The organism is Micromonospora halophytica, assembly GCF_900090245.1.
In the GTDB taxonomy this organism is placed as follows: Bacteria; Actinomycetota; Actinomycetes; order Mycobacteriales; family Micromonosporaceae; genus Micromonospora; species Micromonospora halophytica.
Genome location: NZ_FMDN01000017.1, coordinates 34,091 through 55,302 on the forward strand (window position 1 = coordinate 34,091; position 21,212 = coordinate 55,302).

At 73.3% G+C, this 21,212-nt stretch carries 26 protein-coding genes and 1 pseudogene; 12 read left to right on the forward strand and 15 right to left on the reverse strand.

What is annotated here, in order from left to right:
• Positions 1-15: 15 nt before the first annotated feature.
• The 3 genes from GA0070560_RS20295 to GA0070560_RS29825 form a co-directional block, all read right to left on the reverse strand.
• Entirely contained in the window at positions 16-1,059 is a 1,044-nt protein-coding gene (locus GA0070560_RS20295) for a fatty acid desaturase family protein (protein ID WP_091300227.1), read from the reverse strand.
• Between the two features lie 34 nt (positions 1,060-1,093).
• Positions 1,094-1,243, reverse strand: coding sequence for a hypothetical protein (locus GA0070560_RS28830; RefSeq protein ID WP_170839500.1), 150 nt, complete (start codon positions 1,241-1,243; stop codon positions 1,094-1,096).
• 76 nt (positions 1,244-1,319) lie between these two features.
• Positions 1,320-1,442, reverse strand: coding sequence for a hypothetical protein (locus GA0070560_RS29825; protein ID WP_281184679.1), 123 nt, complete (start codon positions 1,440-1,442; stop codon positions 1,320-1,322).
• Between the two features lie 348 nt (positions 1,443-1,790).
• Between GA0070560_RS29825 and GA0070560_RS20300 the strand changes: the two genes are divergently transcribed.
• Complete coding sequence (locus GA0070560_RS20300; protein WP_245675619.1) at positions 1,791-2,537, forward strand: hypothetical protein; 747 nt, start codon at positions 1,791-1,793, stop codon at positions 2,535-2,537.
• A 61-nt stretch (positions 2,538-2,598) separates the two neighbouring features.
• Here the strand turns inward: GA0070560_RS20300 and GA0070560_RS20305 are convergent, their stop codons facing one another.
• Entirely contained in the window at positions 2,599-4,725 is a 2,127-nt protein-coding gene (locus GA0070560_RS20305) for a cellulase family glycosylhydrolase (protein ID WP_091300231.1), read from the reverse strand.
• Between the two features lie 282 nt (positions 4,726-5,007).
• On the opposite strand from GA0070560_RS20305, the gene GA0070560_RS20310 reads away from it, so the two are divergent.
• Positions 5,008-5,742: an FkbM family methyltransferase gene (locus GA0070560_RS20310; protein WP_091300234.1), complete on the forward strand. Its 735-nt coding sequence runs from the start codon at positions 5,008-5,010 to the stop codon at positions 5,740-5,742.
• A gap of 78 nt (positions 5,743-5,820) precedes the next feature.
• Here the strand turns inward: GA0070560_RS20310 and GA0070560_RS20315 are convergent, their stop codons facing one another.
• The 3 genes from GA0070560_RS20315 to GA0070560_RS20325 all read right to left on the reverse strand — a co-directional run bounded on the left by GA0070560_RS20315 (position 5,821) and on the right by GA0070560_RS20325 (position 7,004).
• On the reverse strand, positions 5,821-6,156 hold the full coding sequence (locus GA0070560_RS20315) for a YnfA family protein (RefSeq protein ID WP_091300237.1): 336 nt from the start codon (positions 6,154-6,156) through the stop codon (positions 5,821-5,823).
• A gap of 156 nt (positions 6,157-6,312) precedes the next feature.
• Entirely contained in the window at positions 6,313-6,642 is a 330-nt protein-coding gene (locus tag GA0070560_RS20320; protein ID WP_091300239.1) for a hypothetical protein, read from the reverse strand.
• Between the two features lie 92 nt (positions 6,643-6,734).
• Positions 6,735-7,004 carry a GlsB/YeaQ/YmgE family stress response membrane protein gene (locus GA0070560_RS20325; protein WP_091300241.1) on the reverse strand — a complete coding sequence of 90 codons (270 nt, stop codon included), beginning with the start codon at positions 7,002-7,004 and terminating at the stop codon, positions 6,735-6,737.
• Positions 7,005-7,168: 164 nt separating this feature from the next.
• On the opposite strand from GA0070560_RS20325, the gene GA0070560_RS20330 reads away from it, so the two are divergent.
• From GA0070560_RS20330 to GA0070560_RS29545, 4 genes and pseudogenes are all read left to right on the forward strand, one after another.
• Complete coding sequence (locus GA0070560_RS20330; protein WP_091300244.1) at positions 7,169-7,576, forward strand: STAS domain-containing protein; 408 nt, start codon at positions 7,169-7,171, stop codon at positions 7,574-7,576.
• A 118-nt stretch (positions 7,577-7,694) separates the two neighbouring features.
• On the forward strand, positions 7,695-8,300 hold the full coding sequence (locus tag GA0070560_RS20335) for an STAS domain-containing protein (RefSeq protein ID WP_091300247.1): 606 nt from the start codon (positions 7,695-7,697) through the stop codon (positions 8,298-8,300).
• A gap of 163 nt (positions 8,301-8,463) precedes the next feature.
• The gene (locus tag GA0070560_RS20340) at positions 8,464-8,892 is read left to right on the forward strand and encodes an ATP-binding protein (RefSeq protein WP_091300249.1); all 429 of its coding nucleotides are present in this window, start codon (positions 8,464-8,466) and stop codon (positions 8,890-8,892) included.
• A 305-nt stretch (positions 8,893-9,197) separates the two neighbouring features.
• Positions 9,198-9,494, forward strand: a pseudogene (locus tag GA0070560_RS29545) (SpoIIE family protein phosphatase); the annotation flags it as partial.
• 253 nt (positions 9,495-9,747) lie between these two features.
• Here the strand turns inward: GA0070560_RS29545 and GA0070560_RS20350 are convergent.
• A complete protein-coding gene (locus GA0070560_RS20350) occupies positions 9,748-10,632 on the reverse strand; it encodes a DUF3152 domain-containing protein (RefSeq protein WP_245675620.1) in 885 nt (294 codons plus the stop codon).
• Between the two features lie 161 nt (positions 10,633-10,793).
• Here GA0070560_RS20350 and GA0070560_RS20355 point away from each other — a divergent pair, with 161 nt between their 5' ends.
• The 4 genes from GA0070560_RS20355 to GA0070560_RS20370 all read left to right on the forward strand — a co-directional run bounded on the left by GA0070560_RS20355 (position 10,794) and on the right by GA0070560_RS20370 (position 14,447).
• Positions 10,794-12,029: a DUF2786 domain-containing protein gene (locus GA0070560_RS20355; protein WP_091300252.1), complete on the forward strand. Its 1,236-nt coding sequence runs from the start codon at positions 10,794-10,796 to the stop codon at positions 12,027-12,029.
• 101 nt (positions 12,030-12,130) lie between these two features.
• Complete coding sequence (locus GA0070560_RS20360; protein ID WP_245675626.1) at positions 12,131-12,490, forward strand: YciI family protein; 360 nt, start codon at positions 12,131-12,133, stop codon at positions 12,488-12,490.
• Complete coding sequence (locus GA0070560_RS20365) at positions 12,487-13,731, forward strand: RNA polymerase sigma factor (RefSeq protein ID WP_091300258.1); 1,245 nt, start codon at positions 12,487-12,489, stop codon at positions 13,729-13,731. Before GA0070560_RS20360 ends, GA0070560_RS20365 begins: the two co-directional genes overlap by 4 nt.
• A 29-nt stretch (positions 13,732-13,760) precedes the next feature.
• Positions 13,761-14,447 (forward strand): dihydrofolate reductase family protein, encoded by a 687-nt coding sequence (locus GA0070560_RS20370; protein WP_091300259.1) that lies wholly within the window; start codon positions 13,761-13,763, stop codon positions 14,445-14,447.
• Here the strand turns inward: GA0070560_RS20370 and GA0070560_RS20375 are convergent.
• The 5 genes from GA0070560_RS20375 to GA0070560_RS20395 all read right to left on the reverse strand — a co-directional run bounded on the left by GA0070560_RS20375 (position 14,438) and on the right by GA0070560_RS20395 (position 19,003).
• A complete protein-coding gene (locus GA0070560_RS20375; protein ID WP_091300262.1) occupies positions 14,438-14,935 on the reverse strand; it encodes a hypothetical protein in 498 nt (165 codons plus the stop codon). The two genes, GA0070560_RS20370 and GA0070560_RS20375, sit on opposite strands and share 10 nt — an antisense overlap.
• Positions 14,936-15,195: 260 nt before the next feature.
• On the reverse strand, positions 15,196-15,369 hold the full coding sequence (locus GA0070560_RS20380) for a CsbD family protein (RefSeq protein ID WP_091300265.1): 174 nt from the start codon (positions 15,367-15,369) through the stop codon (positions 15,196-15,198).
• Positions 15,370-15,511: 142 nt separating this feature from the next.
• Complete coding sequence (locus GA0070560_RS20385; protein WP_091300267.1) at positions 15,512-17,770, reverse strand: heavy metal translocating P-type ATPase; 2,259 nt, start codon at positions 17,768-17,770, stop codon at positions 15,512-15,514.
• Positions 17,771-17,784: 14 nt separating this feature from the next.
• Positions 17,785-18,759, reverse strand: coding sequence for a hypothetical protein (locus GA0070560_RS20390; protein WP_091300270.1), 975 nt, complete (start codon positions 18,757-18,759; stop codon positions 17,785-17,787).
• A gap of 34 nt (positions 18,760-18,793) precedes the next feature.
• Complete coding sequence (locus GA0070560_RS20395; protein WP_091300273.1) at positions 18,794-19,003, reverse strand: heavy-metal-associated domain-containing protein; 210 nt, start codon at positions 19,001-19,003, stop codon at positions 18,794-18,796.
• A gap of 97 nt (positions 19,004-19,100) precedes the next feature.
• Between GA0070560_RS20395 and GA0070560_RS20400 the strand changes: the two genes are divergently transcribed.
• Positions 19,101-19,400, forward strand: coding sequence for a metal-sensitive transcriptional regulator (locus GA0070560_RS20400; protein ID WP_091300276.1), 300 nt, complete (start codon positions 19,101-19,103; stop codon positions 19,398-19,400).
• A 127-nt stretch (positions 19,401-19,527) separates the two neighbouring features.
• Positions 19,528-19,752 (forward strand): SHOCT domain-containing protein, encoded by a 225-nt coding sequence (locus tag GA0070560_RS20405; RefSeq protein ID WP_091300279.1) that lies wholly within the window; start codon positions 19,528-19,530, stop codon positions 19,750-19,752.
• Between the two features lie 96 nt (positions 19,753-19,848).
• On the opposite strand, the gene GA0070560_RS20410 is transcribed toward GA0070560_RS20405, so the two are convergent.
• Complete coding sequence (locus tag GA0070560_RS20410) at positions 19,849-20,475, reverse strand: DUF305 domain-containing protein (RefSeq protein ID WP_091300282.1); 627 nt, start codon at positions 20,473-20,475, stop codon at positions 19,849-19,851.
• Positions 20,476-20,543: 68 nt separating this feature from the next.
• Positions 20,544-21,194 (reverse strand): hypothetical protein, encoded by a 651-nt coding sequence (locus GA0070560_RS20415; RefSeq protein ID WP_091300285.1) that lies wholly within the window; start codon positions 21,192-21,194, stop codon positions 20,544-20,546.
• Positions 21,195-21,212: the final 18 nt, after the last annotated feature.

The following is a 21,212-nucleotide window of genomic DNA, read 5'->3' on the forward strand; positions in this document are numbered from 1 at the left end:
CTACGCGGGATGGCGTCAGCGAACGCTGCCGTCCGCCTGCGGTTCACGGGATCCGATGTCGTGCAGGTGGCGTAGCGCCTCTGCCCAGGAGCGGCTCAGGGTGGTCTCGTGGTAGTCGATGTCGTGCTCCGCGCAGAACCGCCGGATCAGCGGCCGGGCGCGACGCAGGTTGGGGCAGGGCATGCTCGGGAACAGGTGATGTTCGATCTGGTAGTTCAGACCGCCGAGCACGGTGTCGACGAACACCCCGCCGCGCACGTTGCGGGAGGTGAGGACCTGCCGCCGTAGGTAGTCGAGGTTGTCCTCGGCACCGAGGATCGGCATGCCCTTGTGGTTGGGGGCGAAGGAGCAACCGAGGTAGAGGCCGAGCACACCCTGGTTGACGAGAATGAACGCAATCGCCTGGGCGGGGCTCAGGACCAGGAGCACGGCGGCGAGGTAGCCGCCCAGGTGCAGGGCCAGCAGTCCGGCTTCGGCGGGGCGACGCGCGAGACGGCGCGGGCCGAGCAGGGCCCGCACGCTGTTGGCGTGCAGGTGCAGGCCTTCCAGCAGGAGCAGCGGGAAGAACAGGTACGCCTGGTGGCGGGCGAACAGCGCGCCGAGGCCACGGCGTCGGCTGGCCTGCTCGGTGGTGAAGGACAGGGGCGCCACGGTGATGTCGGGGTCCTTGCCTTCGGTGTTCGGGTGAGCGTGGTGCCGGTTGTGCTTGTCCACCCACCAGCCGTAGCTGATCCCGGTCAACAGGTTGCCGTGCACGATGCCGATCAGGTCGTTCGCCCGGCGCGTGCGGGCGATCTGCCGGTGCCCCGCGTCGTGGCCGACGAAGCCGGCCTGCGCGAAGACCACCGCGAGGGCCACCGCGACAGCCATCTGCCACCACGACTCGCCCAACCGGACGAACAGGACCCACAGCCCGACGAAGGCACCGACGACGAGGCCGACGCGTACCGCGTAGTGGCCTCGCCGCCGCCCGAGCAGACCCGCCGCGCGAACCTGCCGGGACAGGTCGGCGTAGTCGCTGCCCCGCTGGCGGTCGGCGTCCAGGCTGGTGTCGCTCATGATGTCTCCCGCTGGTCCACGCCCACCGGCCACCTCAGCGACGCCGACCCGACCAACCGGTCAGGCGGGCCATCAGCTGCTGAAGCTTCTGCTGCGTGCCGGGCCTCGCCGCCTGGCGGCGGCCACGCCGCATCAGGTCACGCCCCCGTGGGCTGTTGAGCAGACCCTTGATCCGTTCACTCACCGAACCCGACGTCACGGCGCACTCCCCCCTGGCCGGCGGATCGCCGGCTGACTCTCGTGCCTCGCCACCGTCAGTCTCACCCCATCGCCGAGCCGGCCGGGGCGGATTGGCGGATCCGGACGGCGAACTCCCCGGCCTCGTCCTCGCCCTGGCCGAACGCCATGGTCGGATCCGGCACGTCATCTGGGGGCGACGGCATCACCACGAGGGGCGGGGACTCCCGGGTCAGCCCGAGGCGTGAATGACCGGGCAGCCGGGCCAATGAGATCCGCCACGAATCGTGACAGAAGTCAGGGGGATCGACCGATAGGGATCACTGTACGGGACCACGCCCGTCACTGATCCTGCTCGGTTTGCGCTGCTAACTACCCTGTCTTTGATCGCGTGCCAACGCACTCCTCCACAGCGACAAGGGCTACAGATGAGCGAGAGTTACCCTCCGTACGGAGGTCAGCCGGATCCGAATGCGGCCTGGGGCACCCCGCCCGGCTCGCCGGTCGGTCAGCCGGGCTACGGCCAGCAGCCTCAGGGCTACCCTGGCCAGCCGGTGACCGCGCCGCCGTACGGTGCGCCCGTCCCACCACCGCAGAAGTCCAAGAAGGGTCTGTTCATCGGGCTGGGCATCGGTGCCGTGGTGCTGTTGCTCCTCATCACCTGCGGCGGTGTCATCGGCTTCGTCGCCTTCAACGACGACGACGACGATCCGACCCCCGGCCCGTCGACCTCCGTCGCCGCGCCCGACCCCACGGCCGCGTCGCCCTCGGTCGCGCCGCAGCCGGGTGAGCCGGAGCCGGACAACAACAACGCGGTGACCGCGCAGAGCTCCAGCGACATGTCGGCGGTCTGCGACGGCAGCCCGATCCTGAACGCCGCGCCGTACACCAGCCCGAAGGGCGCTAAGGTGCTCACCTTCTCGAACTCCCCGGAGCGGCCGTCGTCCTGGCGGAGCGAGTCGTTCGGCTACGGCAAGCCGTACTACGCCAGGTCGACCGAGTGGGCGACGGTGGGCATCGTCGGCTGCCTCACCTACATCGAGGGTAGTGAGGGTCCGGGCCGCAAGTGCGACTACAAGGACAGCTCCCAGAAGACGGTCACCATCGACTATGTCTCGTCGCGGTACACGCTGACCTTCCACAACGCCAAGACCGGCGTGAAGGTCGGCGACGGCGGCACGGTCAACGCTCCGGCCACCCGGTGCCCGAGCTTCATCTCCTACAACCGCACGACCATGAAGGCGTACGCCAGGCCGGACGACGGCGCGCTGGAGCTGGCTCTGGACAAGTTCACGGGCTGAGCGGACCGCTGGCCCACGACCGTGGGTGCCGGGTCGGCCCGGCACCCACGGTCGACCGGTGTCAGCCGGCGACGCCGGTGACGGTGCCGCCCGACCGGGTGACCCGGTAGGTCACCTGCTCACCGCTCCAGAAGTGGAACGTCAGGGTCACCTGCCTGCCATCGGTGACCTCGGCGAAGAAGTCGGACGTCAGGTTGATCACGTTGGTGCCGTAGTTCGGGGCGAACGCCCGGTCGAACTCCTTGAACGAGGTCCAGTTGTGCGGGCCGGCGTTGCTGCCGTCGGCGTACCTGGCCTCCATGGTGGCGAGCTGGTCGCCACGGAACGCGGTGGGGATGGCGAAGGAGCTTGTCGTCCCGGTGGCGTTCTGCAGGACCGGCCGGTCGTAGGTGATCACGTTGACCCGCCACGGCACGCCCGCCGAGAACCGCACGGACAGCGTCGCGTTGACCCCGTACGCCCGGGCGCCGGTCAGTCGGGTGAGCGCCGACGCGGTGAGCGTGAGCTGGTCGCCCGAGACGGTGTAGTCGGTGCCGCGGACCAGGTCGGTGGCGCCCTGGCGGAGGCCGACGAAGGACGTGCCGTTGAGGTTCAGCGTGAGGGTCTTGCTGCTGATCGGGCTGGACTTCGCGTTGAACACCAGGTCCGAGGAGGCGGTGCCGGAGCGGGTCGTCCAGCTCGACCTGATCTGCGCGAACAGCTCCGGGTCCTTCCACTGGAAGGCGGTCCGGTCGAAGTGCTGGCCGTTGTCCCAGAGCATGGTGGTGATCTGCCGGGTGCGCGCGTACCAGCCGAGGAACTCGAAGAACTTCAGCTTCTCGCCCTGCTCGATGGTGCCCGTGTGCCGGTCGAAGCCGAGCAGGCCGTACTCGCCGATGATGACCGGGATCCGCTTGGCGACGAAGGAGTGGTACACCCGGTCGAAGGAGTCGGTCAGGTCCTTCTGCGCGGTGGCGTCGAAGCGGGTGCCACCGGCGACGTTCACGCTGAACGGCCAGTATCCGTAGAAGTGCACGGTGGCGATCAGGTTCGGGTCGTTGAGGGTCTGGAACGTGGCCGCCAACTCGTCGACGCGGGCCTGCTCGGACGACGTGTGCAGGGTGGGCAGCACCAGCAGACGGGTGGCGTTGTTGCCGCCGGACTGTCGCACGATCCGGTGGAAGGACGTGTTCAGCTCGTTGAGCAGCGTGGCATTCTGGGCGTCGCCGGAACTGCCGGTGAACTGCGGCTCGTTGACGCTCTCGAAGACCAGCTTGGGCGAGGAGTTGCGGAACGTGCTCGACAGCTGGGTCCAGATCGCGTTGTACCGGTTCAGCACGTTCGTGCGGTCGGTGGGCATCGTGTTGATCCACTGCCACGAGTCGTGGTGAATGTTGATCATCACGTAGAAGCCGTCGGCGAGGGCCCAGTCGACCACCTCCTTGACCCGGTTGAGGTAGGCCGCCTCGATGGTGTGGTTCGGCGCCCCGCCCAGGTGCGCCGACCAGGTCACCGGGATGCGGATGCTCTTGAAGCCCTGCGCCCGGACGTTGTCGAGCAACGCCTCGGTGATCCGCGGGTTGCCCCAGGCGGTCTCGTCGGCGCCGACGGCGTCGAGGGAGTTGCCGAGGTTCCAGCCGGGCTGCATCGCGGCGACCGCCGCCATCGCGTCGGTGGCCGGCGGCGGCGAGGTGGGTGGCGGCGAGGTGGGTGGCGGCGAGGTGGGTGGCGGCGTGGTCGGGGGCGGGCTGCTCGGCGGCGGCGTGGTGCCGACGGAGCCGGTGCAGGTGACGCCGTTGAGTGCGAACGTCGTGGGCGCGGTGTTGGTGCCCGACCAGGAGCCGTTGAAGCCGAACGACGTGGTGGCGTTGGTGCCGAGGTTGCCGTTGTAGCTGACGTTGGCGGCGGTGACCTGGTCCCCCGAGGAGGTGATGGTGGCGTTCCACGCCTGGGTGACCCGCTGCCCGGAGGGGAAGGTCCAGGTCAGGCGCCAGCCGTCGAGCGGGTCGCCGAGGTTGGTCACGGCGACGTCCGCGCCGAAGCCGCCCTGCCACTGCGCGGTGGTGGTGTACGTGACCTTGCAGCCCACCGCCGCCTGGGCGCTGCCGGCGACCGTCATGCCGAGGCCCACCAGCAGGGTCGTGATGCCCGTCGCGGCGAGCCCCAGCCGCCATCGTGTTCTTCGCAGGGTGCCGTGCAGACCGGACATGGCTCTCCTCAGGGGACGGTGGTGGTGTTCGCCGGTGGTGGGTGGCCGTGGTGTCGTCGTGCCGAACGGGACACCCAGGCCGATCCGAGGTTAAGTTTGGATTCCAAACTTTGTCAATCGGTGGCGACCTATGCGAAGAGGCGGCGGGCCAGCACTCGACGACACACCATTCCCGGCAGGGGCAATCCGCTGGAACCGGCACCCTCCCCCACCGTCCCGGGCTAGGGTCGCGGCGTGGGCGCTCGTGCCGGCGTGATCCGGGCTCTCCAGGCCGATCCGGCGATGGCGTCGCTGCGCCGTTCCCTGGAGTCGTACTACGGCGACCCGGACCGGGAAGCAGCGATGGACGCGTTCTACGCACCCTTCGTCCGGCCGGGCGACCTCGTCTTCGACATCGGCGCGCACGTGGGCGACCGCGTCGGCAGCTTCCGCCGGCTCGGCGCCCGGGTCGTGGCGGTGGAGCCGCAACCGCTCTGCCTGCGGGCCCTGCGCGACATCTACCGCGACGACGACCGGGTCACCCTGGTCGAAGCGGCGTGTGGCGGGCGGGCCGGACGCGTCCGGTTGCACGTCAACTCCGCGAACCCCACCGTCTCCACCGCCTCCGCCGACTTCCTGCGGGCCGCCGACGGCGCAGGCGGGTGGCAGGACGAGTCCTGGGACGCGGAGCTGACCGTCGCCGCCACCACCCTCGACGCGCTGGCCGACGCGTACGGCGAGCCGACCTTCGTGAAGATCGACGTCGAGGGCTTCGAGGACGAGGTGCTGGCCGGGCTGAGCCGCCCACCGGCCGCGCTCTCCTTCGAGTTCACCACGATCGGACGCCCGGTGGCGCACCGCTGCCTCGACCGGGTGCGGACGCTCGGCTTCGACCGCTACAACCTCGCCCTCGGCGACCAGATGACACTGGCCCTCCCGGCCTGGGTGTCCGCCGACGAGTTGGCGGCCCACCTGCTCGCGCTGCCGCACGAGACGAACTCCGGTGACGTCTACTGCCTGTCCCGACCGCCACCCTGAGGACCGGCCTCCCGGCCGGCGGGCCGCACACCCAGGTCGTCCGACCGTCCCGCCCTCCGCGCCCCGGTCAGCTGAATTTCAGGCGTCGCGCGGGGCGTACATGATGACGGCGACGCCGAGCAGGCAGATCGCCGCGCCGGCCAGGTCCCACCGGTCGGGGCGGAACCCGTCCACCAGCACGCCCCAGGCGAGCGAGCCGGCGACGAACACCCCGCCGTAGGCGGCGAGGATACGGCCGAAGTTCGGATCCGGCTGGAAGGTGGCGACGAAGCCGTACGCGCCGAGGGCGATCACCCCGGCGGCGATCCACCACAGGCCCCGGTTCTCGCGCCAGCCCTGCCAGACCAGCCAGGCGCCGCCGATCTCGGCGAGCGCGGCGAGGGCGAACAGCAGCAGCGAACGGAGGACGGTCACCCTCCGGACCGTACCCCGGTCGTCCTGCCGCCACCGCACGCGCAGCAGGCCGCGCGGGCGAGGCCCGCCAGAGCGGTCAGCCCGGGCGGCAGGGTACGGCAGGCGAGCTCAACGACGCTCTCCGCCGCGGCGTCCTGGCCGCCACACAGCTCCCGCTCACCGGCCGATCCTCGCGGTGGCCCGGGCGGCCAGGGCGTCGAGCACCGCCACCTGCGCGGACGGGACCTCCACCCGCACCTCGACGTGGTCCGCCGCCGGCGCCACGGTGAACGTGAAGAACCCGCAGCACCCGGACTCCCGGGTGGTCAGGTCACGCACGCTCGCCTCGGCCGTCGGGTCGAACGTCCAGCGCAGCCGGGTGGGGCCCGGCCGCTCCTGCCGGCGCAGGGCGGTGGCGAACAGCTCGTCGAACTCGGCCACCCGCAGCGGCCGCTCGGGGGTGGGCAGGGTGCACGACGCGGGCACCCAGTCCTGCTCGTCGCTCATGGTGTCGACGGTAGGCCGGTACCGGGTACCGGAGGCAAGTCCCGGGCACGCCGCCGGCCCGTCCCGGGCGGGACGGGCCGGCGGGGTCGGTGTCAGTGGCGGCGGCGGCCGTACGCGCCGGCGGCCAGCGAGACGCCGATCGCGGCGAAGACCACCTGGATGAGCAGCTCGATCCAGTCGACGCCGGCGGTGTCGTCGACACCGAGGGCGGCGGCGACCAGGGTGCCGAGGATCGCGGCGACCACACCGATGACCAGGGTCAACCAGATCGGGATGTGCTGCTTGCCGGGCACCACCAGGCGGCCCAGCGCGCCGATGATCAGACCGATGATGATCGCGGTGAGGATGCCGGTCACTTCCACGGGAGCCGTCCTTCCGATCGTTGTCGTCGATCCCCTGCCTGCCCATTGGCGCACGCCGCCGAAACCGCGACGCCGAAATGTCACGCAACTGTCATGGATCCGCGCGGTCACCGCCAACCTGGGCCGCGACGGTAGGGGTCGACCGGGAGAAGGGAGGTACGACCATGGCGTCGCCACAGCCGCCCGCCCGGTGTACCGTCCCCCTGGTCGAGGTCTGCCTCACCGAGTTCGACCTTGCCTGCCTGCCGCAGACGGGCGCGGTCTTCGACCGGCTGCTGGCCCTGCACCCAGGGCAGGTCGTGGTGGACCTGTCCGGGTGCCGGCACATCGACGCCGCCGCCATCGGCCTGCTGCTGGACACCCACCGGCGGCTGGTCCGCGCCGGAGCGGTCCTCACCCTGCGTGATCCGAATCCGCGGATCCGACGCATCCTGGCGACCGCCCACCTGGACCGGGTCCTGCCGGTCGTGGACGCCCCGTCGGCCGGTACGACCACCGGCGCGGTGGAGGGGGAGGCGGTGCGGCCGGGTCCGGCCGCCCGCGGCAGAGCGGCGGTTCCCGCCCGGCAGTGACCACCACCGGCCCTCGCACCCGAACCGCCCACCGGGCGCCGGACCACGACCTCCGGCTCTCGTCGACGGACGTCCGCCACGTCGGCAGGCGTGGCACGGACGTAGGAAGGACAGCAGGATGACCGTCGTCCCGAACGACCACCTGATGACGCTGATCTGCGACAGCTGCGGCGACACCGTCACCGGCCCCACCTGCGTGCTCCCCGACGCCGAGGTCGTCTGGACCCTGGTGTCCGAGCACGGCTGGAGCGGCTCCCCGTTCGCCGTCGGCCCGCACCGCTGCCCCCACTGCAGCCTGCTCCCGTCCTCCGGCGGCGGGCACGTCCCGTGCGAAGGCCACGGACCCGGCGGCATCCTGGGCATCGACCACCTGGAGGACACGACGGTCGTCGCCGCCACCGGCGACATCGATCTCGACACCGGAGACACCCTGCGCACCGCGCTGCGGCACGCCGCCGACATGGGCGGTCACGTCGTGGTCGACCTCACCGACGTGCACGTCATCGACTCCACCGGCCTCGGCCTGCTCGTCCGGGCCCACCGCGAGGCCCGCGACCGCGGCGCCACGCTCTGCCTCGTCGGGCCGTCCCGGTTCGTCCGCACCGTCCTGCACACCATGCGGCTGGACCCGGTCTTCCCGATCTACGACAGCCGGGACGAGGCTCTGGCCCGGCTGGCGCCCGACCGGCCGCTCGCGGCGGCCACCCGGGCCACCGGCTCCTGAGCGCCGGCCCGCGCTCCGTCCGCACCCCCCGCGACGGGCCGGCGCTCAGGGCGCAGGGTGCGAGCCGCCCGCCGGCCGGTGCGGGGCGGACGGATGCCCGGCATCACAGGTGACGCCCTCCGGAGGTCGCTTAGGAAACGGCTACGGAGGGTAAACCGAGATCATGGGACAGCTGCGCACCTCTCCTCCCCCGCCGCAGGCCGCTGAGCTGCGGCGCTGGCAGCTGGCCGATCCGGCCGACCTGCGCAGGCTGCGCGCGTCCCTGCACGAGGCCCTGACGGGCGAGGAACTGCGCGCCGGGAGCCACCTGGACGAGGTCCCCGAGCTCGTCGCCCTGGTCGCCAGCGAGCTGGCCACCAACGCCCTGCGTCACGGCATCCCGCCCACGATCGTGCGGCTGCTGATGGCCGACGACCGGTTCATCCTGGACGTGGCCGACCACGATCTGAGCAGCATCCCGGAGCTGGCCGACACCCGGCCGATGGGCGCCGGTGGACGCGGCCTCCAGATCGCTCAGGCCGTCTCCCTGGACGTCGGCTGGTACGCCACCAGGGACACCAAGAACATCTGGGCGGCGTTCCCCCGGCGCTGAGACCCGCGCGGCCGTGCGGGAGTTCGCGGACGCGACCCGGCGGGAACCCCGTGACCCGGTCCAGCTACAGCGACACGGTGGAACGGGTACGCCGCCGCGCTCCCATGCGGCTGGCCGCCGAGATGCTCCGCGCCCAACTGCCGCCGCTGACCTTCTCCACCGGCAGCATGACCATCAGCGGCATCCTGGAGCCCAGCTACGACGTCGGCGGCGACGCCTTCGACTACGCGGTCAACGGCGACACCGCCCACCTGGCGCTCTTCGACGCGGTGGGGCACGGATCCGGCGGCGGGATGCGGGCGGTCATGCTGGCCAGCCTCGCGCTGGCGGCGTACCGCAACACCCGGCGGGCCGGTCGGGATCTGATCGCCACGTACCACCACATCGACACCGCCGTCCGCGACCACGACCGGCGGGGCCTGATCACCGGTGTCCTCGCCGAACTGGACCAGCGCACCGGCCGGCTGCGGGTGATCTCCGCGGGACACCCGAGCGGGCTGGTGCTGCGGCGGGGCAAGGTGGCCACCGTGCTGCCCACCCCGACGGCGCTGCCGGTGCCCCTCGGCGAGCACCGGGCCCCGGTGGTCGTCGAGGAGGCGCTGGAGCCCGGCGACGACGTGCTGTTCTACACCGACGGAATCATCGAGGCGCGCTCCGGCGAGGCGAGCCGTTCGGCGTCGACCGGCTGGTCGACTTCACCGTGCGGGCCCTCGCCGACGACCTGCCGCTGGCGGAGACCGCCCGGCGGCTGGTGCACGCGATCCTGGCGTACCAGGACGACCAGCTCGGCGACGACGCCACGGTGCTGCTGGTCCGCTGGCACGGTCCGCCGAGCTGGCCCCCACCGGAGCGGGCTCAGTCCTCCGCCGGGATCGGGTCGTCGTACTCGCCGGGCGGGCCGGTGTACAGCTCGCCACCGACCTGCGGCCAGGCGTTCGGGGTGCAGCCGTGCAGCCCGAGCGTCTGCTGCTGCATGACCGGGGCGAGTTCGCCCTGCCCCGGGCAGAGTTCGTGTCCCCGACCCAGCCGGTGGCCGACCTCGTGGTTGAGCACGTACGCCCGGTAGGTGGCCAGGTCGCCCCCGAACCCGGGGACGCCCCGCGCCCAGCGGGCCACGTTGATCACCACTCGGTCGCCGTTGCGGCAGGAGGTGTAGCGGTCCGCCGGGTCGCCGCAGAGCTCGCCCCGGGTGACCGGGGTGGTGAGCAGCACGGTGAAGTCCGCCGGGGTGTCCGGGCCGACCCGTTGCAGCCGCCACCGGCCGTCGGCCGTCCAGCCCTTCGGGTCGGCGAGCACCACCGCCACCTCCCGGCCGAAACGCTCCACGTCCACCTCGTCGATGCCGCGCTCGACGGCCACCCGGTAGCGCATCAGCTCACCGCCGCGCCCGGCCACCCGACCGGTGGCGGTGGCGGTGCGGAAGGTCCCCGTACCCTGCTCCGGGTAGCGCAGGATGCGCGGAGCCGGTCCGGCCGGTGCGACGGCCGGGGGCGGTGTGGCCAGGGCGGGCGCGGCGGCCGCCGCCGGCGGCGCGCCCGCGCCGGGTGCCCGCCGGACGTCACCGACCACGTCGCCGAGGTCCAGGCCGGCGCGGTGCGCGGCCACCCCGCCACCGGCCACACCGACCGCCAGGACCAGCACCGCCGTCCACCCACCGGCCCGCCTCACCAGCCGGCGTCGACCACGGTGCCGGGCCCGGCCGGTCGCCTCGGCCATGCCGCTCACGGTCAGGCTCCCCACCCTCGGCCTCCGTCCCGATCGTCCGCTCCGGGCAGGAGTACGCGGGGAAGGCCCGTGCGGATGAGTCATCCGGCCGACGATTCGACACCCGGTACCGTTGCCGGGCAGACACTCCCGACGATCCGGACAGCGCCGGCCGTCGCCCGCAGGAAGGAACACCCGTGCCGGACGCCGACGCCCTCATCGTGGCCGCGGTCACCGCGGTACGCGACACCGACGTACGCGACGCGGAGCGGAAGCTGGACCGGCTCGTGGTCGGCACCGGCGCCGCGGACGGCACGGCGGTGGTCGACGCCGCCCTGCTGGGCCGACTCGTGGGCGCGCTGGCCCGGCTCTGGCCGCGCGGCTGGCAGCCGGTCGACGTGGCCCGGATCGTCGGCCGGCGGCTCGGCCCGCGCCCGGGACGGCTGGTGGTGGACGGGCTCGCCGCCCAGCGGCGCGGCCAGGCCGGGGACGTCCCGCAGTGGTGGGACGACCAGCTCGACGCGCTGGCCGCCCGGGTCTGGTGGGACGACGACGCCCGCTGGCTGGCCCGTTGGGCCGCCCGGGAGGGTGAGGACCGGATCACCGCGCTGCGCGACGCGGTGGAGGTGCTGGCGCTGCTGGACGGCCTGCCCCCGGTCGCGGTGCTGCGCCCGCCACCGGGCGGCGGCGGCCCGAGCGTGCCCCGGCGCGGCCCGGCCGGCAGGACCGGCTCGCCGATGCTCGACCGGGTCCGGGCGCTGCTGGCCAAGGCGGAGTCGACCACCTTCCCCGCCGAGGCGGAGGCGCTGACCGGCAAGGCGCAGGAGCTGATCGCCCGGCACAGCCTGGACCGGGCGCTGGTCGAGGCGACCGCCGAACGGCCCGACCAGCCGGGCGGGGTGCGGCTGGGCACCGAGGCCCCGTACGCGGGCGCGAAGGCGCTGCTGGTGCAGGAGGTGGCGACGGCGAACCGGTGCGAGTCGGTCTGGTCGGACGATCTCGGCTTCGCCACCGTGCTCGGCTTCCCGGCCGACCTGGAGGCGGTCGAGCTGCTGTACACCTCACTGCTGGTGCAGGCCACCGCCGCGATGCTGCGCGGGCGCGGTGAGCGCAAGCGGAAGGGCCGCCGGACGAAGGCGTACGACGAGTCGTTCCTGCACGCGTTCGCGCTGCGCATCGGTGAGCGGCTGCGGGCCGCCACCGAGGCGGCGGACCGACAGGCCGCCGAGACCGCCGGCCAGCAGCGGCTGCTGCCGGTGCTGGCCGCCCGCTCGGACGCCGTCCGCGCGCGGATGGAGACCCTCTTCCCCCGGGCCACGAGCTCCCGGTTGACGATCCGGGACGCGGAAGGCTGGCACTCGGGCACCTCCGCCGCCGACCGGGCCCGGCTCGACGCCGGCGCGTCCACCCGGCCACTGTCCGGCCGCCGCTGAGAGGATCCGCGGTGCGGGTGTCGGATCCGCCGGTCCGGCTCCGACCCCCTTCCGAGAGGCCACACCGGTGGCCGTACCCGAGGAGCACCGTCGTGAAGTACATGCTGCTGATCTGGAACCGGCCCGGCTTCGTCGAGGGACTCTCCGAGCAGGAGCGCACCACGATCTTCGGCGAGGTCGACGAGATCATGAAGGAGCTGACCGAGTCCGGTGAGCTGGTCGGCGGACAGGCGCTGGCCGACCCGTCGCAGACCCGGACGGTCCGGTGCCGTGGTGAGCACCCGGAGGTGACCGACGGGCCGTTCCTGGAGAGCAAGGAGCAGTTCGCCGGCTACCTGATGGTCGACTGCGACAGTGAGGAACGGGCCGTGGAGATCGCCGCCCGCTGGCCGGACGTCCGCCTCGGCTTCGGCGTGCTGGAGGTCCGGCCGGTGATGGACGAGGCCGGGACCGAGATGTGACCGGCCGGGAGGTGGAGGACCTGCTGCGCGCGCTCACGCCGCAGGTCCTCGGCGTCCTGGTGCGTCGGCACGGTCAGTTCTCCGCCTGCGAGGACGCCGTCCAGGAGGCGCTGCTGGCCGCCGCCACCCGGTGGCCCGGCCAGGGGGTGCCGGAGAACCCGAGGGCGTGGCTGCTCACCGTCGCCGGCCGGCGGCTGACCGACGAGTGGCGCAGCGAGCGGGCCCGCCGCGACCGGGAGGTCGTCGTCGCGCTCCGGGAGCCGGCGTACGCGGCGGTGGCCCCGCCCGCCGACGAGGACCGGTCCGACTCCGACGACAGCCTCACCCTGCTCCTGCTCTGCTGCCACCCGGCACTGCCCCGGTCGGCGCAACTGGCGCTGACCCTGCGCGCGGTGGGCGGGCTCACCACCGCCCAGATCGCCCGCGCCTTCCTGGTGCCCGAGGCGACCATGAGCCAGCGCATCCGCCGGGCCAAGCAGCGGGTCGAGGCGGCCGGGGCCCGGTTCGTCATGCCGTCGCCAGCCGAACGGGACGAACGGCTGCGGACCGTGCTGCACGTGCTCTACCTGATCTTCAACGAGGGGTACACCGCGTCGAGCGGCACCGAGCTGCACCGGGCCGAGCTGACCGGGGAGGCGATCCGGCTGACCCGGCAGCTGCGCCGGGCGCTGCCCGACGACGGCGAGGTGGCCGGGCTGCTGGCGCTGATGCTGCTCACCGACGCGCACCGGGCGGCGCGTACCGGGCCGGGCGGCGAGCTGGTGCCGCTGGCCGAGCAGGACCGCGACCGGTGGGACCGGGCGGCGATCGCCGAGGGGGTGGCGCTGGTGACCGAGGCGCTGACCTGGTCACCGCCGGGTCCGTACCAGCTCCAGGCGGCGATCGCGGCGGTGCACGCCGAGGCGCCGACGGCGCCGCAGACCGACTGGCCGCAGATCATCGCGCTCTACCGGGTGCTGGCGACCCTGGCGCCCAACCCGATGGTCACCCTCAACCAGGCCGCCGCGGTGGCGATGGTCGACGGGCCGCGCGCCGGGCTGGCCCTGCTCGCCCCGCTCGACGGCGACGACCGGGTCGCCGGCCACCACCGGCTGGCCGCCGTCCGGGCACACCTGCTGGAGCTGGCCGGGGAGCCGGCGGCGGCACGCGAGGCGTACCTGCTGGCGGCCCGTCGGACGACGAGCCGGCCCGAGCAGCGCTACCTGGAACTGCGGGCCGCGCGGCTGGGGGATGGCCGATGAGTTCCGGCCGTGCCGGGAGTCCACCTCGCATGGGTACGGTGAGCTGCCAGATCTCGATGTCGTTGGACGGATACGTGGCCGGACCGGAGCAGAGCCTGACCGATCCGCTGGGCCGGGGCGGGCTGCGGCTGCACGAGTGGCTGTTCGGGCTGGACGCCTGGCGGGAACGGCACGGCCTGGCCGGCGGGGAACGGAACGTCGACGCCGAGGTGGTCGAGGAGGCGGTCCGCGACGTCGGGGCGTACGTGATGGGACGCCGGATGTTCGGCGGCGGCGACGGCCCGTGGGACCTCGACTGGCGCGGCTGGTGGGGCGAGGACCCGCCGTGGCACGCCCCTGTCTTCGTGCTCACCCACCGGCCCCGGGAGACGTTGGTGATGCGGGGCGGCACCGAGTTCCACTTCGTCACCGACGGGATCGAGGCGGCGCTGCGACGGGCCCGGGCCGCCACCGGCACCGGCGGGGTCCAGGTGACCGGCGGGGCGGACACGGTGCGGCAGTTCCTGACCGCGGGGCTGCTGGACACCCTTCAGCTGCACCTCGTGCCGATCGTGCTGGGCGCCGGTGAGCGGCTCTTCGAGGGGGTGGACGATCTTCCGCTGGAGCAGGTGTCGGTGATCGCCGGGCCGACCGTCACCCACGTGACGTACCGGGTCCGGCGCCAGCCCACCGGTCCGGGGTGGACGGCGGTGCGTCGCGGGTGCCGTCAGACGTGACAGTCGCGGCTGAGCTTCTCCGGGATGCCGACGAAGCTGCGGCTCATCCAGGTCGCCGGGCTGGCCGCGCCGGCCCCGGCGTCGAGCTGTTTCGCGGCGTCGCCGACCAGCGCCCTGATCCGCGGGTCCTCGGCCCTGGCCGCCTGGGCGCGTACGTCGTCGGCGAGCTTGGCGAGGCTGCCCTTGAGCTGGCCGTTGAGCTGCTCGGGGGTCAGCTCCCGCCGGGTGGCGGCAGCCGAGTCGGCGGTGATCTTCCGGCTTCCCTCGATGATCAGCCGGTCGACCTCGCGGCAGACCGCGACGGTGTTGGCGGCGCTCGGTCCGGTCGGCGAGGCGCTGGCCGTCGCGTCGGAGGTCGGCGCGACGGTGCCGGTGGCACCCGTCGGCGCGCTCGCGGGGTCGGCGGCCCCGTCACCGGCGTTCTGGCAGCCCGCCGTCAGGGCGCCGAGGGTGAGCAGGGCGAACACGGTGCGGGCGGTGCGGGACATCGACTTCCCCGTTCGGTCGTCGGCCGTCCCGGACGGGGGACGGCGTGGCTCGGGCGGGTGGCGCGGTGGCCTGCCGACCCGCCCGCGACCCTACCCCGGCGGGCGTCACCCGGTGGGGTGCCGACCCGGCGACGACGGTGACCTTCCGTGAGCACACCGATGGGCGGGCGGGCGGCGGCCCGGCAGGCGGAGGCGAGGCACGCACACACGCCACGCCGGGCCGGCGAGGTGGCCGGTCCGGCGTGGCGAAGGAGCGTACGTCAGCTCTTGAAGGCGTCCTTGATCTTCTCGCCGGCCTGCTTCAGGTTGGCGTTGGCCTGGTCGTTGCGGCCATCGGCCTCCAGGCGCTCGTTGTCCGTCGCCCGGCCGACGCCCTCCTTGACCTTGCCGGCGGTGTTCTCGGTCGCGTTACCGATCTTCTCGTCGTAACCCATGCGAACCTCCTGATCAGCAGTTCCTCCGACACTCAGGGGGTACCCCCGGGGCCGTCGCGGGAAACCGCCACCCGTCCCGGTGCTCACCGAGGGTGAGCACCGGGACGGCAGTCCCTCGTGGAGGGACCGGCGGAGCAGTGGGTCAGACGACCGTTCGGAACCGCCGCAGCCGCAGGCTGTTGGCCACCACGAAGACCGACGAGAAGGCCATCGCGGCCCCGGCGATCATCGGGTTGAGCAGGCCGGTGGCGGCCAGCGGCAGGGCGGCCACGTTGTAGGCGAAGGCCCAGAACAGGTTGCCCTTGATGGTGGCGAGGGTCCGGCGGGAGAGGCGGATCGCGTCCACCGCCGCGGTGAGGTCACCCCGGACCAGGGTCAGGTCGGACGCCTCGATCGCCACGTCGGTGCCGGTGCCCATCGCCAACCCCAGGTCGGCCCGGGCCAGCGCGGCGGCGTCGTTGATCCCGTCGCCCACCATGGCGACCGTCTTCCCCTCCGCCTGGAGCCGCTCGACCACGGCGACCTTGTCGGCCGGCAGCACCTCGGCGATCACCTCGTCGATGCCGACCTCGGCGGCCACCGCCTTCGCGACCGTGGCGTTGTCGCCGGTGAGCAGCACCGGGGTGAGTCCCAGCGCGCGCAGTCCGTCGATCGCCGCCCGACTGGTCGGCTTGACCACGTCGGCGACCGCCAGGACCCCCCGGGCCCGACCGTCCCAGCCGGCCAGCACCGCCGTCCGGCCGGCGGCCTCCGCGTCGGTCGCCGCCCGGACGACCTCCTCCGGTACGTCGAGACCCCGCTCGCGCAGCAGCCGGAGCCGGCCGACGACCACCGCACGGCCGTCCACCGCACCGGTGACGCCGAGCCCTTCGGCGTTGGCGAAGCCGGTGACCGGCGGCAGCGCCCCGGCCTCGGCCGCGCCGGCCGCGACGGCCCGGGCGATCGGGTGCTCGGAACCGGCCTCCAGCGCCCCGGCCAGCTGGAGCAGTTCGGCGCGCTCCTGCCCGGCGGCGGGAAGCACGTCGACCAGGGTCATCCGGCCGGTGGTGACGGTGCCGGTCTTGTCCAGCACGACCGTGTCGACCTGGCGGGTCGACTCCAGCACCTCCGGCCCCTTGATCAGGATGCCGAGCTGGGCACCGCGCCCGGTGCCGACCAGCAGCGCCGTCGGCGTGGCCAGGCCGAGCGCGCACGGGCAGGCGATGATCAGCACGGCCACGGCGGCGGTGAAGGCCGCCGTGGCGCCCGCACCGCTGCCGAGCCACCAGCCCAGCGTGCCGACCGCCAACGCGATCACGATCGGGACGAAGACCCCGGAGATCCGGTCGGCGAGGCGCTGCACCGCCGCCTTGCCGGTCTGCGCCTGCTCGACGAGCTTCGCCATCTGGGCGAGCTGGGTGTCCGCGCCGATCCGGGTGGCGGTGACCACCAGCCGGCCGCCGGCGTTGACCGTCGCGCCGACCACGGTGTCGCCGGGGCCGACCTCGACCGGCACGGACTCGCCGGTCAGCATGCTGGCGTCGACCGCCGAGGTGCCCTCGTGGACCGCCCCGTCGGTGGCGATCTTCTCACCGGGGCGGACCACGAACCGGTCTCCCACCGCGAGCTGGTCGACCGGGATCCGGGTCTCCACGCCGCCGCGCAGCACCGCGACGTCCTTCGCGCCGAGTTCCAGCAGGGCGCGCAGGGCCGCGCCGGCGGTCCGCTTGGACCGGGCCTCGAAGTAGCGCCCGGCGAGGATGAAGACGGTGACGCCGGCCGCCGCCTCCAGGTAGATGTTGCCCGCGCCGTCGGTGCGGCTGATGTCGAAGCTGAAGGGGTGGGTCATGCCCGGCGTCCCGGCGGTGCCGAGGAAGAGCGCCCAGAGCGACCAGCCGAACGCGGCCAGGGTGCCGAGCGACACCAGGGTGTCCATGGTGGCCGCGCCGTGCCGCAGGTTGATCCAGGCGGCCCGGTGGAACGGCAGCCCGCCGTAGACGACCACCGGGGCGGCCAGGGTCAGCGACAGCCACTGCCAGTGGGTGAACTGCCAGGCCGGGACCATGGCCAGCAGGATCACCGGCACGGCCAGCGCGACCGACACCCACAGCCGGGTACGCAGACCGCGCAGCTCGTCCACCGGTTCGACGACCGGCTCGGCCGCACCGGCCGGCGTGGGCGGGGGCGGCAGGACGGCGGTGTAGCCGGTTTTCTCCACCGTGGCGATCAGGTCGTCCGTGGTGACGTCGTCGGCGTACCGGACGGTGGCCTTCTCGGTGGCGTAGTTGACCGTGGCCTCGACGCCCTCCATCCGGTTGAGTTTCTTCTCGATCCGGGCGGCGCAGGACGCGCAGGTCATGCCGCCGATCGCGAGTTCGATCAGGTTCGGGGCGACCGGCAGTGACTTGGCGGTCGATGTCATCGCTGCACCTCCTGTCAGCTGTGTCCGTGGCCGGGGGTGCCGTGGTCGGCGGCGGACGGGGTGGGTGCGGCCGGAGCGGTGGGGGTGGCGGTGGCCGTCGGGGCCGCGGGGTCGCCTGCCAGCACGGTGAACTCGGCGGTGTGCACCGCGCCGCCGTGCCGGAAGTCGAGGTAGAGCCGGTAGGCGCCGGTGGAGGGCACCTCGGCGGCGAAGCTCACCGCCGGGCCGGCCGGGGTCCGCCCGTCACCGGGCGCGCCCTCCGGGTGCACGTGCAGGTACGCCAGGTCGCCCTGGCGCAGCGCCACCAGGTGCCCGTACGCCCCCAGGTAGGGCTCCAGGTCGGTGACCGGCTTCCCGTCCCGGCTGATCGTCAGGGTCAGGGTGCTGGTCCGTCCCGGCTGCGGGGTCCCGGTGAGGGTGACCGTGTAGCCGTCGACCGTGGTGCTGGTCGCCGGGGCGGGCAGCGGCCGGGGTTCCAGCGTGCCGGGCACGGCCACGTCGACCCCGAGGGTGAGCGGCTGCCCACCCGACGGGGTGAAGTCGGCGAAGGCGCGCCAGACCCCCGGCCCGGCGAGCGGCGAGTCGACCCGCCAGGTGCCGTCCGCGTCCAGTTCGGGGTGGACGTGCCGGAAGCCGGAGAGGTCGCGCCGGGCGACGATCAGGTGCATCCGCTTGTCGTGGGCGACGTCGTACCGGGTGACCGGGGTGCCGTCGGGGCCGGTGATCCGGAAGGCGAACTCCCCGGTCCCGGCGGCCACCGGTCGCAGCGTGTAGCCCTGGTCGGAGACGAGCAGGCCACCGGGGATGTGGGTGGCGGCGGTGGCCTGGTCGCCACCGCCGTGGGAGTCGTCGGAGTGGGTGCCGGCGGAGTCGTGGCGGGTGTCCGCGGCCGGGGTGACGGGGCCGGCCAGGTGGCCGACCCCGTACGCCGTGCCGAACACCGCCGCGAGGCCGAGGGCGAAACCGCTCAGCTTCGTCAGCGTGTTCATCGTGGTACCTCGGCTCTCTCCGTCGGTGACCCGGTCACGCCTCGACGAGGTCGTATCCGGCCTCGTCGACCGCGGCGCGCACGGAGTCGGTGTCCAACGGGCTGTCGCTGGTGACGGTGACCTGGCCGGTGGCCAGGTCGACCTGGACGTCCTTGACGCCCTGGATCGCGCTCACCTCGGTGCTGACCGAGTTGACGCAGTGCCCGCAGGTCATGCCCTGCACCTGGTATGTGGTGGTGACCATGGCAATTCTCCTCTCCTGAAGCCGATGCTATACCCCCCTGGGGTAGCTGGCCCAGCGACCGTAGCATACCCCCTGGGGGTACGCTATCCTTGTCGTCATGACCACACCGAGCACCCCGACCCGGGGCTACACCGCCAGCAAGGACCAACTGCTCGCGCGGCTGCGCCGCGTGGAGGGTCAGGTCCGTGGCATCGAGAAGATGGTCGACGACGACCGGTACTGCATCGACGTGCTCACCCAGATCTCCGCGATCCAGGCCGCGCTGGACAAGGTCGCCCTCGGCCTGCTCGACGGGCACGCCCGGCACTGCATGCACGAGGGCGCGGCCGAGGGGCGGGCCGACGAGATGGCCAGCGAGATGATGGCCGCCGTCGGCCGCCTGATGAAGCGCGGCTGAGTCGGGCGGGTCGGGACCTTCGGCCCAGCCACCGGTCGGTATCCGGGACTAACGTCGCAGGTGGCGACCGGGACCGGCGCCACCGGAGCACCGGACCGGCCACCCGAGTCGTGGACGGAGGGCGGCCATGATGGGGTACGGCCCGATGATGGGCGCCATGTGGGTCTGGACGCTGCTGGCGCTGGCCGTGCTGGCGGGACTGGGTTATCTGGCGTACCGCCTGACCCGGGAGCAGCCCCGGACGCCGGTGACCTCCGGAGCGCGGACGATCCTCGACGAGCGCTACGCGCGCGGCGAGATCGACGACGAGGAGTACCACCGACGCCGGGACGTGCTACGGACCGCCGGCTGACCGCTCCGCCCACGACGAGCCGACGGCCCGCCCGGGCCGTACGGCGGAGCGCCCGGGACCCCTTGAGCGGGCCCCGGGCGCCCCCGGCCGCGAGGCTCAGAGCCGGACGAGGATCTTGTTCATGGCGTCGATCTCGCCCTGCTGGGCGGTGACGATCTGCTGCGCCATGGCCTTGGCCTCAGCGCTGACGCCGTTGGCGACCTCCTCCTTGGCCATGGTGATCGCACCCTCGTGGTGGGCGATCATCATGGTGACGAACTGCCGGTCGAACTCCGTTCCGGAGGCGGCCTTCAGCTTGGCCATGTCGGCGTCCGACATCATCCCCGGCATGCCGTGGTCCATGTGACCGGCGGCCGGGCTGCCGGACGGCACGGGCCGCCCCCAGGCGGTCAGCCAGCCGGTCATGGTGGCGATCTCCGGGGCCTGCGCGGCCTTGATCTGCGCGGCGAGCTGCTTGACCTCCGGGTCCTGGGCCCGGCCGTCGGCCAGCTCGGACATCTGCACCGCCTGCTGGTGGTGCGGAATCATCATCTGCGCGAACATCACGTCGTCGTCGTCGAAGCCCGCCGCACCGGAGGCGGCGGAGGCGGAGGCACCCGTGCCGGGGGTGCCGTGGCCGGAGTCGGACGGGTGGTCGCCGCCGCCGCAGGCGGCGAGCGCGAGGACGGCGCTGACGGCCGCGCCGGCCAGGGCGGCACGGCGCGCGATGGTACGAGTAAGCATGATCTGGACCTTTCGGTGTGATGACGTACGCAACGGACGGCGGGCGCGGCGAAACCGCGCCGGGCGTCCTATCTGCGCAGCACCGACACCGTGGCGAGCCGGAGCCCGACGGGGCGACCCGGCGGCGCGCGTGACCCGGCCGACCGCCCGCCTGGGCGGCGGGCGCCGGGCACGGGTCGTCGCCACCGGAGCACCAGCGCCGCGAGCAGCAGAGTCACCGTCAGGGTGCCGAGCACCGCCAGGCAGACGCTCCACACCCCCGGGTGACCGCCCGGGTCACCGGCGGGCAGCGCCACCCCGTGTCGGCAGCCGTCATCCGGGCAACCGGCACCGGCCACCGACACGACTGGCGCACCGGCGGCGATGGTCGTGGATCCGTTGCCTGCCGCGGTCGACGTCACCGGCCGCTCGGCCCGGACCTCCTCCGCAGCGGTGCCGGCGTGGGCCGCTACGACCGCAGCCGGCAGCGCCTCCGCAGCGGCATCGGCGTGGGTCTCCCCGACGGTGAGCGGCGGCCCTACCGGGGCGGTGTCGGCGTGAACGGCCAGGAAGGCGGCCTGTCCCGGCACCACCGCGCCCTGCGCGACGGCGCGGCCGTCAAAGTGGCCGGAGCCGTGCGCGCCGTGGCCGACGGTGTGCATCGCGGCCAGTCCGAGCAGGGTGCAGGCGAGCAGCAGCAGCCGGGTCCACAACCCGGTCGTCGCCGCCGCCGTCCGCATCCGACAAAGCTAACCGAC